Source organism: Bacillus manliponensis, assembly GCF_000712595.1.
Taxonomy (GTDB): Bacteria; Bacillota; Bacilli; order Bacillales; family Bacillaceae_G; genus Bacillus_A; species Bacillus_A manliponensis.
The window spans coordinates 16,321-30,189 of record NZ_JOTN01000009.1 but is presented as its reverse complement, the minus strand read 5'-3'; the positions used below and the strand labels follow the sequence as shown (position 1 = coordinate 30,189).

Genomic DNA, 13,869 nt, shown 5'->3' with positions numbered 1-13,869 from the left:
ATACAATTTTATGAGGGGGGATTGTATGAAGAAAAGTGTACTTGTATTACTGTTATCAAGTAGTTTGGCATTAACTGCCTGTAGTTCAGAAACTGAACCAAAAGTAACAAAACAAAAGCAAAAAGACCATACAGGCCACAATCATGTGCAACAAGGCGACATCTCCGAAACAACAAGTGGCATCGATGTTCTTCCGTCCTTTTTAACAGAAGTTGATCCGCAAATTCAAGATATTTATACGATTGCGGGACAACATACCGAACTGCTTGAATCCATGCCATGTTATTGCGGCTGCGGTGAAAGTGTCGGCCATAAAAGTAATAAAAACTGCTTCATTAGAGAAATAAAAGAAACCGGTGAAGTTGTATGGGATTCTCATGCAGTCACTTGTGTAAACTGTTTAGAAATTGCGTTAGAATCTGCAAAAATGAAGCAAGATGGAATAACTGATATTGACATTCGAAACAACATTGATGAGAAATACCGAGAAGGTTATGCAAAGCCGACACCTACACCGAAACCAAAGGAGTAAAGTGAAACTTCAATTAGTGGGGGTTTTCTTCATCCCCCACTGATTGTCAGCCCGACCAATCGGGCTTTTACGGGCTGTTTACCTCCCACCTAGACTTCTCTGGATCCTCTAAGTTTTGAGGTAGGAGATTACAGCCCGTTAATGCGGGATAAAGTGAAAGCCAAATTCTTTCAAGTGTATTTCTGCTCCTCTGTCGCACACTATATGTAACTCCTCATTAAGGAGGGACAACATGTACAACACATACAACGACTACGATAAAGCTCTCTATTACACATATTGCTGTAATTGGGACAAGTTACTCGTTTTAATGGTACAAACAGAGGATCAGTTATTTTCAAAACGCATTGAGCATTTTTTACATGCCTACAAATATGGAAAAGAATTAGCTGAAGTTGACAAGCAACTTCAACTTTTATTTCAATACATTGACCACGCTACACAAAAAGCACATGTCGAAGCAGTTGAACATACACACATGTAACCATAGCGCTATTCTCTCCGGGAGAATAGCGCTTTTTGTTCAAAATACACCTTGAGAAAAAATGTTTCCCTTTCTTTTTGCATACTATCCATACTATAATTTTGTATGTAACTATTATAAGAGAGGTAGAAAATATGGAGCGTGAAAAAAAGCAAGAATACCTATTATTTACTGCTTGGGGCACTTCTTTTATTGCCACACTTGGAAGCTTATACTTTTCTGAAATCATGAAATTTGAACCGTGTACACTTTGCTGGTATCAACGCATCTTTATGTACCCATTCGTATTGTTACTTGGGATTGCAGTTGCTCGGAAAGATTATCGCATTGCAGTTTACACTTTACCAATCGCAGCAATCGGTGCTTGTATCTCGTTATATCATTACAGCATTCAAAAGATACCTGCCCTTTCAGAAGCAGGGTCTGTATGTGGACGCGTTCCTTGTACAGGAGAATACATAAACTGGTTTGGTTTTATTACCATTCCATTTCTAGCGCTTACTGCGTTTCTTATTATCACAGTTTGCAGTTTTCTTTTAATCAAAACAAATAAGGAGATGAAATGATGAAAAAAATGTTTCTTTTCGGCGGTATTGTAGTATTGCTACTAGCTGCTTTATTTATGGTTACAAACATGGAAGAAAAACAAGTTTCAAACGATACGAAAGACTATTACACAAATAAAACTTCCGTCGATGAACTAAAAACAAACTTAAAAGAAGGAAAAGACCAAACGATTTATTTCTATCAAACAAGCTGTACCCACTGCCAAAAGGTTTCACCAATTATCGTTCCAATGGCAAAAGATATGGGGATTGATATGAAGGTGCTAAACCTTGAAAAAGAACCTAATGGTTGGGATGAGTTTAAAATTGAAGGTACACCTACAATTATTCGTTACAAAGACGGAAAAGAAGTAAGCCGCATCTCTGGTGAAAAACCAAAAGATACATTTGAAAAGTGGTTTACAGAAAACCATAAGTAACTAGAAAAGGAAACCTTTCTTATACATGAAGTGGGTAGCAAAATCCCACACTAATGAATAAGGAGGGGATTCTTATGCCAGAAGTACGTTGCTCCGTTTCCAACTGTGCATTTTGGGGACAAGGTAACTTTTGTCAAGCTAACAGCATCACCGTACAACCTGATGCACAAGATTCTATGCAAACAGAAGATGCTTCCTATACAAATGCAGTGTTAAACGGACAAATGATGGAAAGCTCCGTCACAACAAGTGTCGAGACTTGTTGCCAAACGTTTCAGCCAAAATATTAAAGCCATTCCTCGTCTTACCTTATGTAGGGCGAGAAATGGCTTTTTTTATGGTAAAAATGCAAATCCATATTTCCAAGCATCATGCATAACAACCACGTATATAACTAATATGAGTACTGTCCCGCCAAGCGTAATCCAACGGTACTTACTATCATCTGCTTCTCTCGCTTCTACAAACGCCCACATAAATCCTACAAATAATAACAGATCGACATAGGGAACATACATGTTAAAAATGAGTGATATAAACAAATAAATAAAAAAAGCACACACTGTTAGTAGAAATATTTTAAACGCAAATTTCCCATCATTTACTTTACGCATCACATACCGCCCTCTCTTTCTGTACTCCGCTATTTTCGAACTTTGAGCCCCCCACTTCAAAACTTGAGAGAAACCAAAAAGTTTAAGTGGGAATTGGGCAGCCCGTAAAATTCGGATCAATCAGTGGTAGACGGATCCCCCACCAAGTAAAGTTTCACTTTACTGCATTATATTCAGGACGGCCCAATATGAAACATAAAAAGATACCAAATTTGGTATCTTTTACTCCACGCTATATTTTCTCTTATATAAGTTCGTTAACACAAACCTAGGTACTTGCTCATATCTTATTTTTTCTCCAGTTTCATCAAAAACATATAAATTATTACCGATATAATACACCCCTTCTTTTCTCGTTGAATAGACGGGATATACTTCATTTGGCAACACTTTTTTTACTTCCGTAAATTGTCCATTTGGCTCTTGCCAATATAGCTTCATTTGATCTAGGAGAGTGATTCTTCCAATTTGTTCTTTTCTTATGGCTTTCCCGTTCCAACTTACAACACGGTATCCATACTGATGAGCCGTATATTCCGGTGAAGAATAAAACTGAGCAATAATTACTTTCGCTCCAATCGGTACATGGTCATACAACCATTCCACATGACGATTATGCATTCGAATGCAACCAGTAGATGCTTTTCTTCCAATAGAGGAATCATTGTTTGTGCCATGAATCGCATATTCTTTCTCATTTAAACCGAGCCACCTTGTACCAAGAGGATTATTTGGTGCCCCGCCTTTAATTTTTTTCCGGTGATACTCTTTATTTTTATATTTATTAATAACACAAAACGTTCCTTCAGGCGTTGGTGTTGCTGCTTTCCCCACTGCAATAGGAAACGTCCTTACATAGTTTCCATCTTCAAAAAACGATAGCTGATTTGTCTTTAAATTAATGAGCAAAAGATCGTCTGTTTTTGCCATAGTCTTCATAGGAAAATAAGACAAGCTGATAAACAACAACATAAAAAACAAGCATGCTTTTTTCATGCATTTCACCTCAATCTCCCTATCTGAATGCACGATTTATCCATTTACAATGACCCCACCATTTACATGAATCATCTGTCCTGTGACATACGTAGAATCATTTGAAGCTAAGTAAACATAAGCTGGTGCGAGCTCATACGGTTCCCCCGGGCGCTTCATCGGTACATTACTGCCGAACTCAGACACTTTCTTCTCATCAAAGCTAGATGGAATAAGCGGCGTCCAAATGGGTCCTGGTGCTACTCCATTTACGCGAATACCCTTTTGAACTAAAGATTTCGCCAGCGAACGAGTGAACGCAACAATTGCTCCCTTCGTTGCTGCATAATCAATGAGCTGTTCATTCCCTTCATACGCTACGATGGAAGCTGTATTTACAATTGCATCTCCTTGTTTTAAATGTGGAAGCGCTGCTTTCGTCACATAAAAGTATGAGAAAATATTCGTTCGAAATGTTTTTTCAAGTTGCTCTGCTGTAATATTCTCCAGCCCTTGTTGCGGATATTGTTGCGCTACATTATTTATGACAATATGTAAGCCTCCTAATTGTTTAACTGTTTCACTTACGACTTGCTTACAATGCTGCTCATCACTTAAATCACCTGCAAATAAGATGCATTTCCTCCCTTCTTTTTCTACAAGACGCTTCGTTTCTTTTGCATCTTCATGTTCATCTAAATAAGCAATTGCCACATTCGCTCCTTCTTTTGCAAATAGGATTGCGACCGCTCGTCCAATTCCACTATCGCCGCCCGTAACGAGTGCATACTTTCCAGTTAACTTTTCACTCCCTTTATACCTATCATCTATAAATTTTGGAAGTGGATTCATTAATGATTCAATTCCTGGCTGCTTTTGTTGATGCTGCGGGGGTAACGTTTGTTTCTTCTGTTCATTGGTCATGAAATCAATACCTCCTTCATGAATTTATCTCTTTTATCATGTGCGAAATTGAAAAATATACTTATCGAGAAAACCCGAAGTATATGTTGATTCTCATGACTAATATTCGAAATCTAGGCATAAAATATAACAACTTTCGACTTTTTTATGAAAAACAGTTGCAAAAAAGCTCAAAAACGAATATTATATATAATTGTTGTAATAATCATTCGTAAAAAGAGAGGATGTTTTTATGTTTAACCTTTCAAAACATCAAACTTCTGTTAAAACCGAAATTATGGCAGGTATTATTACCTTCTTAACAATGGCATATATTATCGTCGTAAACCCTGTCATCCTAGGGGACGCAGGTGTTCCATTTGAACAAGCATTTACAGCAACAATTATCGCTGCTGTAATCGGAACACTGCTTATGGCATTCTTTACAAACTTACCAATCGCAATCGCACCTGGAATGGGATTAAATGCGTACTTCTCTTATTCTGTTGTACAAGCCCATGACGGATTAACATTTGCGGTTGCTTTCTCTGCTGTATTCGTAGCAGGTATGATTTTGATTTTGCTATCATTAACATCTTTCCGTATGAAATTAATGGCAGCTATTCCTGACAATTTAAAACACGCAATTACTGCTGGTATCGGCTTATTCATCGCCTTTATCGGTCTGCGTCTAACAAACATCATTGTAGCAAATGAAGCAAATTTAGTTGGACTTGGCGATCTTAGTTCTCCACCAGTATTACTTGCACTTGTAGGACTAGGAATTACATTAGTACTTATGGCTTTAAACATAAATGGTGCATTATTCATCGGAATGTTAGCAACTGGTGTTATCGCTTATTTCACTGGTCAATTAACATTCACAAACGGTGTTACATCTGTTCCAACTTTACCAGAAGGAATCATTGTGGCGAATCCAGTTACCGCAATTTCTGATGTAATTAACTACGGATTATACGGTGTTGTATTCTCTTTCTTCCTTGTTACATTATTTGATACGACTGGTACATTACTTGGCGTTGCACAGCAAGGTGGCTTTATAAAAGAAGGAAAATTACAAACATCAGGACGTGCCCTTCTTTCTGATTCTGTTTCTGCAACAGTTGGTTCTATGTTCGGTACAACACCAACAACTGCTTATATTGAATCTTCAGCTGGTGTTGCTGCTGGTGGTCGTACTGGCTTAACAACAGTAACAGTTGCTGTATTATTTGCTCTTGCAGCATTCTTCGGCCCGCTTGTCGGAGCTGTATCTGGCGTTGCTGCCATTACATCTCCATCATTAATTATCGTTGGTAGCTTAATGATGGGTGCTGTTCGTAACATTAACTGGGATGAAATTGATGAAGCGTTCCCTGCTTTCTTAGTGATTTTAAGCATGCCGCTTACATCAAGTATTGCAACTGGTATTGCACTTGGATTTATTTCTTACCCACTTATGAAGATTGCAAAAGGAAAGTTCCGTGAAGTGAATCCACTTATATATATCTTTGGTATTTTGTTTGCTTATCAGCTAATTTTCTTACCGCATTAAGACTCCTCTTTATGAGGAGTTTTTTTGTAAAAAAGTATTTGACAACATTTTTTAAATGTGAAATAATTCAAACTAGTTTAATAAATGATGTCTTATCAAGAGCAGGTGGAGGGATGAGCCCTACGAAGCCCGGCAACCGACCATAATTGGCACGGTGCTAATTCTTACAACACATATTTGTGTTGAAAGATAAGAGTAATGTGATAAGGCGTCTTTTCGATTGAAAAGGCGTTTTTTATTGTTCTCCCTCTCCTCTCTTACTACATATTGGAGGGATTTTTTTATGAAAAAGTTATGCTCTATTGTATTCATGATTCTCCTATTTACATTAACAGCTTGTACAAACGAACAAGACGCTGTTTCCTCTCAAAAGCAGCAAGTTCCAAAAGAAACTGCGACAAAACAAGCAACTTCGCAAACTGACATTCCACAAGAAGTGCAAAAACCGTTAAAAATCGCATTAATTATGCAAATGTCGATTGGTACATTTTCTTCACAATATATTGAAGGAGTAAAAAAGCAAGTAGAACAATTTGGTGGCACTGTTCAGGTATATAACTCTGATAACGATTTAGCGAAAATGGCTGCAAATTTAGATGCTGCTATTAATGCAAATGTAGACGGTATCTTAATTGATCACGGACGAGCTGAAACATTGCAACAAGGCGTTGAAAAAGCACTGCAAGCAGGCATTCCTGTCGTTGCATTTGATAACGACTTACGTTTACCCGGCGTTACCGTAATTGATCAAGATGATTATAGCCTTGCCTGGAAATCATTAAAAGCATTAGCTGAAGATTTAAATGGACAAGGCAATATCGCTGTCATTTGGGTTGGAGGATTTTCCCCAATGGAGCGCCGTAATGTAATGATCGATGCATTTTATAAACGCTATCCGAATATAAAAGAAGTTGCTCGCTTCGGCACGGCAAGCAACAATACTGCACTTGATACACAAACGCAAGTAGAAGCACTGTTAAAAAAATATCCGAAAGAAGGCGAACTAGATGCCATCTTTGCAACTTGGGATGAGTTTGCAAAAGGAGCTGTAAAAGCACTTGAACAAGCGGGACGTACAGATATAAAAGTGTATGGTATCGATTTAAGCAATGAAGATTTACAGCTTATGCAAAAACAAAACTCTCCATGGGTTGCGACAGCAGCTACAGACCCTGCTGAAATTGGAACCGTACAAGTGCGCTTTTTATACAAAAAGGTTGCTGGCGAACAAACGCCTGATATTTACTCACTCGCGCCGCACCTTGTAACGAAAGAACAATTACCAGCAGAAAGTGTATCTATGGATCAGTTATCCAAACACATAAATGGCTGGGGCAACTCAGAAGCTGCTCATTCTCCTTGGATGGAAAAACTTGCGAAGGAGAATAAATAATGACACTTTCGCTCTCACATATTACGCACCATTACACAGATGTTCCTGTATTACAAAACATCTCGGTTACGCTGAAAAAAGGCGAAATCCATGCGTTATTAGGAATGAATGGGGCTGGAAAAAGCACATTATTAAAGATTGCAACAGGGGAAATTTCTCCTGTTGCTGGCAATATAGCGATACATGGAAAAAGCGTCTCATTCACTTCACCACGTGACGCAAAAAAACATGGCATTGCTTTCGTAACACAAGAAGTCGATCACGGACTCGTCCCCCATTTATCAATACTTGAAAATGTTCTTCTTGATCATTTTGCAATGCAAAAGACAGTATTGTTCTCAAAAACAAAGTTCTCACAGCTTGCTGAGCAATATTTGCAGATGGTTGGACTTCATACCAATATATGGAAAGATATTTCACAATGCTCTTTACATGAAAAACAATTGTTATTGATTGCAAGAGCTTTATCAAATGATGCATCTTACCTTTTATTAGATGAACCAACTTCATCTCTTGGACCAAAAGAAGCAAATCATTTTTGGGAGCTATTACAAAAACTAAAAGAACAAGGCATTGGCATTGCCTTCATTTCTCACCGTATGTCAGAAATCAGGGCATACGCTGATTCGGTAACTGTGTTACGGAATGGCCACATTGCTCTTTCCGAAAAGAAAGATTGTATAACTGATGAACAAATTGTAGAGGCAATGACAGGGGAAAAAATCATCGTACAACAAAGGGAAACAGAAGTGTTACAAACACCATACATCTTTGAAGCTACAAATCTATCTTTACATTCAAATCAAGCACCTCTTTCTCTTCGTATTCGTGCTGGAGAAAAAGTTGTCATATATGGATTAATTGGGAGTGGAAAAACTACACTTGCCGAAACACTATTTGGCATTCGGAAACCTTATGTCGCTAAAGTAAATGAAGAGGAAGTATATATTAAAAGCCCACGTTCTGCAATTGCAGCAAAAATTGCTCTTGTTCCTGAAGAACGGAGAAAACAAGGATTATTTCTATCAGAAAACATTACGAATCATGTAAATTTACATCAATCTGGCTGGAAACGTATGAAACATGAACGCAACCATACAAAAGAAGCAATCGACTCTTTTCATATTTTACCGCGTGATCCAAATGCAACATTACAATCACTGAGCGGTGGAAATCAACAAAAAGTGTCCATTGCAAAATGGATTGGATTCCAGCCACGTATCTTCCTATTAGATGAGCCGACAAAAGGAGTAGACGTCGCTGCAAAACAAGATATCTTTCAATTCATCGAAAAAATCATAGGTACTGGAAGTGCAGTTGTGTATTTTACGGGTGAGCAAGATGAAGCTTTACATATTGCTGATCGCATTCTTATATTAGCAAACGGAGCATTCATTGGAGAATACAGACCACATGAATTATCTCCAGAGAAGCTGTTACATTTATCTGAAAGGAGCCATTCCATTGAATATCGCTCATGAAACAAAGAAGAGAAAACAAAAATTATCATCCCATTCACTCTATCAGTTTAGTACGATTGCTATTATTATTGGTGTTACCATTTTCTTCTCCATTGTTAACGACTCGTTCTTAACATATAGCAATATTAGTGACATTTTACGATCTATTTCTATCGTTACACTGCTTGCAATCGGTGTTACATTTACTCTCATTGTGGATGGATTTGATTTATCTGTTGGTTCTACAACAAGTTTAGCCACGATTGCTTCTGCCGCGTGTCTTGTTTTATACCGACAAGAATTACTTGTTGTCTTACTTATTCCAATTCTCTGCGGACTATTAGTTGGAGCATTAAATGCACTGCTCATTATTCGAATTAAGTTACCTGATTTACTTGCAACATTAAGCGTCATGTACATTGTAAACGGCCTTCATTTAACATTTTCAAAGGGTTCGTCTATTTATGAAGGAATGTCCACAGCGAGTGGTCCTGCTCCTGGCCATTTTATTCCTTCCTTTTTATTCATTGGTCAAGGCTCAATCGCAAGTATACCTGTCCCTGTCATTATTATGTTAATAGCTGTTATGATCTCCTATATCTTTTTGGAGAAGACAACGTATGGACGTTTCTTTTATATGACAGGTGGGAACCGAGAAGCTGCTAGATTAGCAGGTATTCCTACTGATCGTTATCGTTTATATGCCTATATGATAAGTGGCTTCTTCGCTTCAATTGGTGGCATCATTTTAAGTAGCCGTATTGGAACTGGTCAAGTATCAGCAGGAGCTCCCCTACTTATGGATGCGGTTGCCGCTGCTTATATTGGATATGCGATGTGTGGCGGGAAAAAGCCAAACGTCATCGGAACATTCCTTGGTTCTATTCTTATTGGCATCATCTTAAATGGCTTAACAATGATGAACGTCCCTTACTATGCACAAGATATTATAAAAGGAAGTATACTTGTTGCTGCTCTTGCGTTTTCGTTTATGAAAAAGAAAGCTTTTCGCTAACTTATTATTATAGGAGGGACTTTCCTCCTATAATAATACTTCTCTCATCCCCGCTGATCTGCCACAATATGAATATCAATATACTTCGTCTGCCTCATAATCTCATTTACTATGGAACCTTTTCGAATTTCTTCCCAGCGTGTTCTTGCTGATTGCCCAAGCAAAATTTGAGTTACTTGCAAATCATTAGCAACTTGAATGATAATATTAGCAGGCTTATTTCCTTTTGCTTCTTTTAGTAAAAACATTGCATCAAACTGCTCTGTTAACGCTCGCCACTCCTCAATTACTCTCTTTTTCGCTTCCGATAATGTTTCAATATTTTCTCTTTCTACATTTAGCACATACAGTTCTGCATTTAAACGGTTCGCCATTCGCCAGCCGCGGCGAATTAGCTTTTCCGCTGTCGAGCTGTACTGGACGCAGACGAGAATCTTCTCTTTTACACCTATTGGATCATTGCTAAACTGACTAATTTTCTCGTCCATATCGTCCGCTACTTCTCGAAGGGATAACTCCCGAAGTGCTCCTAAATTGTTAAGTGTAAAAAAGTGTTGTAAACTGCGCTGAATTTTTTCTTCTCTATATATTTTTCCGTCCATTAATCGTTTCCGCAGTACTTCGGGCGTCACATCAACAAGCTGAATCTCATTTGCCTTTTGTAAAATAAAATCCGGTATACGTTCCCTTACTTTAACTCCCGTAATTTGCTCAACAATATCATGAACACTTTCTAAATGCTGAATATTAAAAGCTGACAAGACAGAAATTCCCGCCTTCAATAACTCTTCTACATCCATATATCTCTTGTTATGTTTTGATCCTGGAACATTCGTATGAGCTAATTCATCAACAATGACAACTTGTGGTGCCCGCTTTATAATCGCTTCCACGTTAAGTTCTTGAAATACTTTTCCTTTATACGTAATGTCTTTCAGCGGTACAACTTCTAAATCAGCGATCGCTTCTTTCGTTTCCTTCCTCCCATGTGTTTCAATTAACCCAATAACAACATCAATACCTTCTTTTCGCATTTCCCTTGCATCAAACAGCATTTTATAACTCTTTCCAACACCAGGCGCTGCGCCAACATACAATTTTAACTTCCCGCGATTTAATTGTTCAATGTATTGTAAATACTCCTCTGGTGTACGTCGTTGAAATGATGGAGTATATTCATCTGCATACATATTAACCCACTCCTCACCAAATAGAGTTACCTCAATCGTAATAGATTGAGGTAACTCGTCTTATGATTTCATTAACTTTTGCACTTCCATATTTAACTTCAGTACGTTTACTCGCTCTTCTCCATATACGCCAAGCGTCGCACCTTCTGTATGTGTATCAACTAATCTTTCTAACTTCTCTTTTGATATATTGGCAAACTTTGAAACACGGTCAATTTGTGCGTAAGCTGCTTTTGGTGTAATGTGCGGATCTAAACCAGATCCTGAGTTTGTAACAAGATCGATTGGTATTTCAGTTACAGGAACAGATTGATTTTTCTCTTTCCACGTTTCAATACTTTCCTCTGTTCTCTCTAACAATTCCGGATTAGAAGGTGCATAGTTGTTAGACCCTGATCCTTCTGCTTTATATTCAATACTAGAAACACGTCCATGAAAATATTCTTTTCCTTTAAACTGTTGACCAATTAGCTCCGAACCAATTACTTGTTTCTTCTCATTATAGATTAAACTTCCGTTTGCTTTTTCCTCCATTACACCTTGTGCAATTCCCGTTACGGCTGCTGGATATACAAGACCGCAAAGAACAACAAGAACGCCAGTTAACCTAATGACAGGTGCTAGTAAGCTTTGTTTCTCAGCCATGAATGTTCTCCTCTTTTCTATTAAATAAATAGTCCTACAATCAGATCAATCAACTTAATCCCAATAAACGGTACAAGCACCCCGCCAAACCCGTAAACAAATAAGTTACGAGAGAGCAATGCATTTGAGCTCATCGGCTTATAAGCAATCCCTTTCATCGCTAGTGGAATTAACGCTGGAATGATAATTGCGTTAAAGATAAGCGCTGATAAGATCGCAGAAAACGGTGAATTCAGTGCCATGACGTTCAGTGCTTCCATTTCTGGAATTGCAACTGTAAACATCGCTGGAATAATTGCAAAATATTTCGCCACGTCGTTTGCGATACTAAATGTCGTTAACGCACCGCGCGTCATTAATAACTGTTTTCCTATTGCAACCACTTCAATAATCTTTGTTGGGTTGGAATCTAAATCAATCATGTTGGCTGCTTCTTTTGCCGCTGCTGTACCGCTATTCATCGCAAGACCAACATCAGCTTGTGCAAGAGCTGGTGCATCGTTCGTTCCATCACCTGTCATCGCAACTAACTTTCCTTTTGCTTGCTCTGCTTTAATGACTGCAATTTTATCTTCCGGCTTACATTCTGCCACAAACTCATCAACACCAGCTTCTTTTGCAATTGTTGCTGCTGTTAATGGGTTATCTCCTGTACACATCACTGTTTTAATACCCATTTGACGCAATTGTTCAAAACGTTCTCGCATACCTGGTTTTACAGTATCTTTTAAATAAATCAATCCGTAAATTCGATCATTTGCTGCAACAGCAAGTGGTGTACCACCTTCTCTTGCAATGAGATCAGCTTTTTTATTCACGTCATCTGGAACTATTCCGCCTTGCGCTTGTACCCATTCAATCACTGCGCCAACAGCACCTTTTCTTACTTTCACACCATCCGCTAAATCAACACCACTCATTCTTGTTTCTGCTTTAAATGGGACAAACTCACCTGCTTCCGCTAACGAGGCATTGTACAGAAATGCTTTTGACTGTACATAATCAATGACAGAACGTCCTTCTGGTGTTTCATCTAATACAGAGCTCACTGCTGCCCATTTCGCTACTTTTTCAATCGTTTCATTTCCAACAGGAAGTAATGTATGAGCCATACGATTACCAAATGTAATCGTACCTGTTTTATCTAAAATGATTGTATTAATATCACCCGCTGCTTCTACTGCTTTTCCGCTCATTGCAAGCACATTAAATTTCGTAACACGATCCATCCCCGCAATCCCAATTGCCGATAACAATCCACCAATTGTCGTTGGAATTAAACAAACTAAAAGCGCAACAAGAATCGATGTATCAATTTGAAAACCTAAATAGTTTGTAAAAATCGGTAACGTCACAACAACGATTAAAAAAATTAATGTTAAGCTCGTTAATACTGTGTTTAAGGCAATTTCATTTGGTGTTTTTTGACGCGTTGCCCCTTCTACTAATGAAATCATTTTATCTAAGAACGACTCACCTGGATTGCTTGTAATACGGATTGTAATTTCATCACTTACAACCATCGTTCCGCCCGTTACTGAGCTAAAGTCACCGCCTGCTTCTTTCATAACAGGAGCAGATTCACCTGTAATTGCCGACTCATCTACAGATGCTAAACCACGAATAACCTCACCATCACTTGGAATCATCTCGCCTTGTTTCACAAAGACAATATCTCCTTTTTGTAATTGTGATGCAGAAACTGTTACAATCTCGCCTTTTTCTTTTACAACGTTAGCCATTACATCTTGCTTGGACTGCTTTAACGAATCCGCTTGTGCCTTTCCACGCCCTTCTGCTAATGCTTCCGCAAAGTTAGCAAACAACACAGTAAACAAGAGAACAAATGTAACAACAACGTTAAACCACATCGGAACATTCGATGATAAGCTTGGTACAAGTGATAAAATTAAAGTGATAAAAAATCCAATTTCAACAACAAACATAATTGGGTTTTTCACCATTTGTTTCGGATTCAATTTCAGTACAGATTGTTTTAATGCATTCACGATGATGTCACGATCCATCGTATTTGCATTTCTTACCTCACCCTCTTGTGTAGCTGGTGAGGGTACTGCTTTTAATTGTTTATCTTTTAACATGACAGGTCTCATGATC

At 38.2% G+C, this 13,869-nt stretch carries 15 protein-coding genes and 1 riboswitch; of the genes, 9 read left to right on the top strand and 6 right to left on the bottom strand.

The window, feature by feature from the left end; translation table 11 throughout:
- The first annotated feature begins 25 nt into the window (after window positions 1-25).
- The 5 genes from BAMA_RS11990 to BAMA_RS11970 all read left to right on the top strand — a co-directional run bounded on the left by BAMA_RS11990 (window position 26) and on the right by BAMA_RS11970 (window position 2,291).
- Complete coding sequence (locus BAMA_RS11990) at window positions 26-532, top strand: PCYCGC motif-containing (lipo)protein (RefSeq protein WP_034639296.1); 507 nt, start codon at window positions 26-28, stop codon at window positions 530-532.
- A 232-nt stretch (window positions 533-764) separates the two neighbouring features.
- Window positions 765-1,016, top strand: coding sequence for a YhdB family protein (locus BAMA_RS11985; RefSeq protein ID WP_034639293.1), 252 nt, complete (start codon window positions 765-767; stop codon window positions 1,014-1,016).
- A 134-nt stretch (window positions 1,017-1,150) separates the two neighbouring features.
- The gene (locus BAMA_RS11980) at window positions 1,151-1,582 is read left to right on the top strand and encodes a disulfide formation protein C (protein ID WP_034639292.1); all 432 of its coding nucleotides are present in this window, start codon (window positions 1,151-1,153) and stop codon (window positions 1,580-1,582) included.
- Complete coding sequence (locus BAMA_RS11975; protein ID WP_034639289.1) at window positions 1,582-2,001, top strand: thioredoxin family protein; 420 nt, start codon at window positions 1,582-1,584, stop codon at window positions 1,999-2,001. The genes BAMA_RS11980 and BAMA_RS11975 overlap by 1 nt, the downstream gene beginning before the upstream one ends.
- Before the next feature lie 74 nt (window positions 2,002-2,075).
- On the top strand, window positions 2,076-2,291 hold the full coding sequence (locus tag BAMA_RS11970) for a DUF1540 domain-containing protein (RefSeq protein WP_034639287.1): 216 nt from the start codon (window positions 2,076-2,078) through the stop codon (window positions 2,289-2,291).
- Window positions 2,292-2,336: 45 nt separating this feature from the next.
- Here the strand turns inward: BAMA_RS11970 and BAMA_RS11965 are convergent, their stop codons facing one another.
- The 3 genes from BAMA_RS11965 to BAMA_RS11955 all read right to left on the bottom strand — a co-directional run bounded on the left by BAMA_RS11965 (window position 2,337) and on the right by BAMA_RS11955 (window position 4,514).
- Entirely contained in the window at window positions 2,337-2,615 is a 279-nt protein-coding gene (locus tag BAMA_RS11965; protein WP_034639286.1) for a hypothetical protein, read from the bottom strand.
- A 222-nt stretch (window positions 2,616-2,837) separates the two neighbouring features.
- Window positions 2,838-3,611: a L,D-transpeptidase gene (locus tag BAMA_RS11960; RefSeq protein ID WP_034639283.1), complete on the bottom strand. Its 774-nt coding sequence runs from the start codon at window positions 3,609-3,611 to the stop codon at window positions 2,838-2,840.
- A 36-nt stretch (window positions 3,612-3,647) separates the two neighbouring features.
- The gene (locus BAMA_RS11955) at window positions 3,648-4,514 is read right to left on the bottom strand and encodes an SDR family oxidoreductase (protein ID WP_034639282.1); all 867 of its coding nucleotides are present in this window, start codon (window positions 4,512-4,514) and stop codon (window positions 3,648-3,650) included.
- A gap of 232 nt (window positions 4,515-4,746) precedes the next feature.
- Here BAMA_RS11955 and BAMA_RS11950 point away from each other — a divergent pair, with 232 nt between their 5' ends.
- The 4 genes from BAMA_RS11950 (at window position 4,747) to BAMA_RS11935 (ending at window position 9,916) form a co-directional block, all read left to right on the top strand.
- Window positions 4,747-6,048, top strand: a complete 1,302-nt coding sequence (locus tag BAMA_RS11950; protein ID WP_034639281.1) for an NCS2 family permease — start codon at window positions 4,747-4,749, stop codon at window positions 6,046-6,048.
- 89 nt (window positions 6,049-6,137) lie between these two features.
- A riboswitch (SAM riboswitch) is annotated at window positions 6,138-6,244 on the top strand.
- Window positions 6,245-6,331: 87 nt separating this feature from the next.
- A complete protein-coding gene (locus BAMA_RS11945; RefSeq protein ID WP_034639279.1) occupies window positions 6,332-7,441 on the top strand; it encodes a sugar ABC transporter substrate-binding protein in 1,110 nt (369 codons plus the stop codon).
- The gene (locus BAMA_RS11940) at window positions 7,438-8,922 is read left to right on the top strand and encodes a sugar ABC transporter ATP-binding protein (RefSeq protein ID WP_034639277.1); all 1,485 of its coding nucleotides are present in this window, start codon (window positions 7,438-7,440) and stop codon (window positions 8,920-8,922) included. Before BAMA_RS11945 ends, BAMA_RS11940 begins: the two co-directional genes overlap by 4 nt.
- Window positions 8,906-9,916 carry an ABC transporter permease gene (locus tag BAMA_RS11935; protein ID WP_034639276.1) on the top strand — a complete coding sequence of 337 codons (1,011 nt, stop codon included), beginning with the start codon at window positions 8,906-8,908 and terminating at the stop codon, window positions 9,914-9,916. Before BAMA_RS11940 ends, BAMA_RS11935 begins: the two co-directional genes overlap by 17 nt.
- A gap of 44 nt (window positions 9,917-9,960) precedes the next feature.
- Here the strand turns inward: BAMA_RS11935 and kdpDN are convergent, their stop codons facing one another.
- Genes kdpDN through kdpB form a run of 3 tightly spaced genes read right to left on the bottom strand, consistent with a single transcriptional unit; the run spans window position 9,961 to window position 13,865 of the window.
- Window positions 9,961-11,106, bottom strand: a complete 1,146-nt coding sequence (kdpDN, locus tag BAMA_RS11930) for a KdpD-like non-kinase potassium sensor (RefSeq protein ID WP_034639274.1) — start codon at window positions 11,104-11,106, stop codon at window positions 9,961-9,963.
- Between the two features lie 60 nt (window positions 11,107-11,166).
- Complete coding sequence (kdpC, locus tag BAMA_RS11925) at window positions 11,167-11,751, bottom strand: K(+)-transporting ATPase subunit C (RefSeq protein ID WP_034639271.1); 585 nt, start codon at window positions 11,749-11,751, stop codon at window positions 11,167-11,169.
- A 20-nt stretch (window positions 11,752-11,771) separates the two neighbouring features.
- Entirely contained in the window at window positions 11,772-13,865 is a 2,094-nt protein-coding gene (kdpB, locus tag BAMA_RS11920; RefSeq protein WP_034639269.1) for a potassium-transporting ATPase subunit KdpB, read from the bottom strand.
- Between the last annotated feature and the right edge of the window lie 4 nt (window positions 13,866-13,869).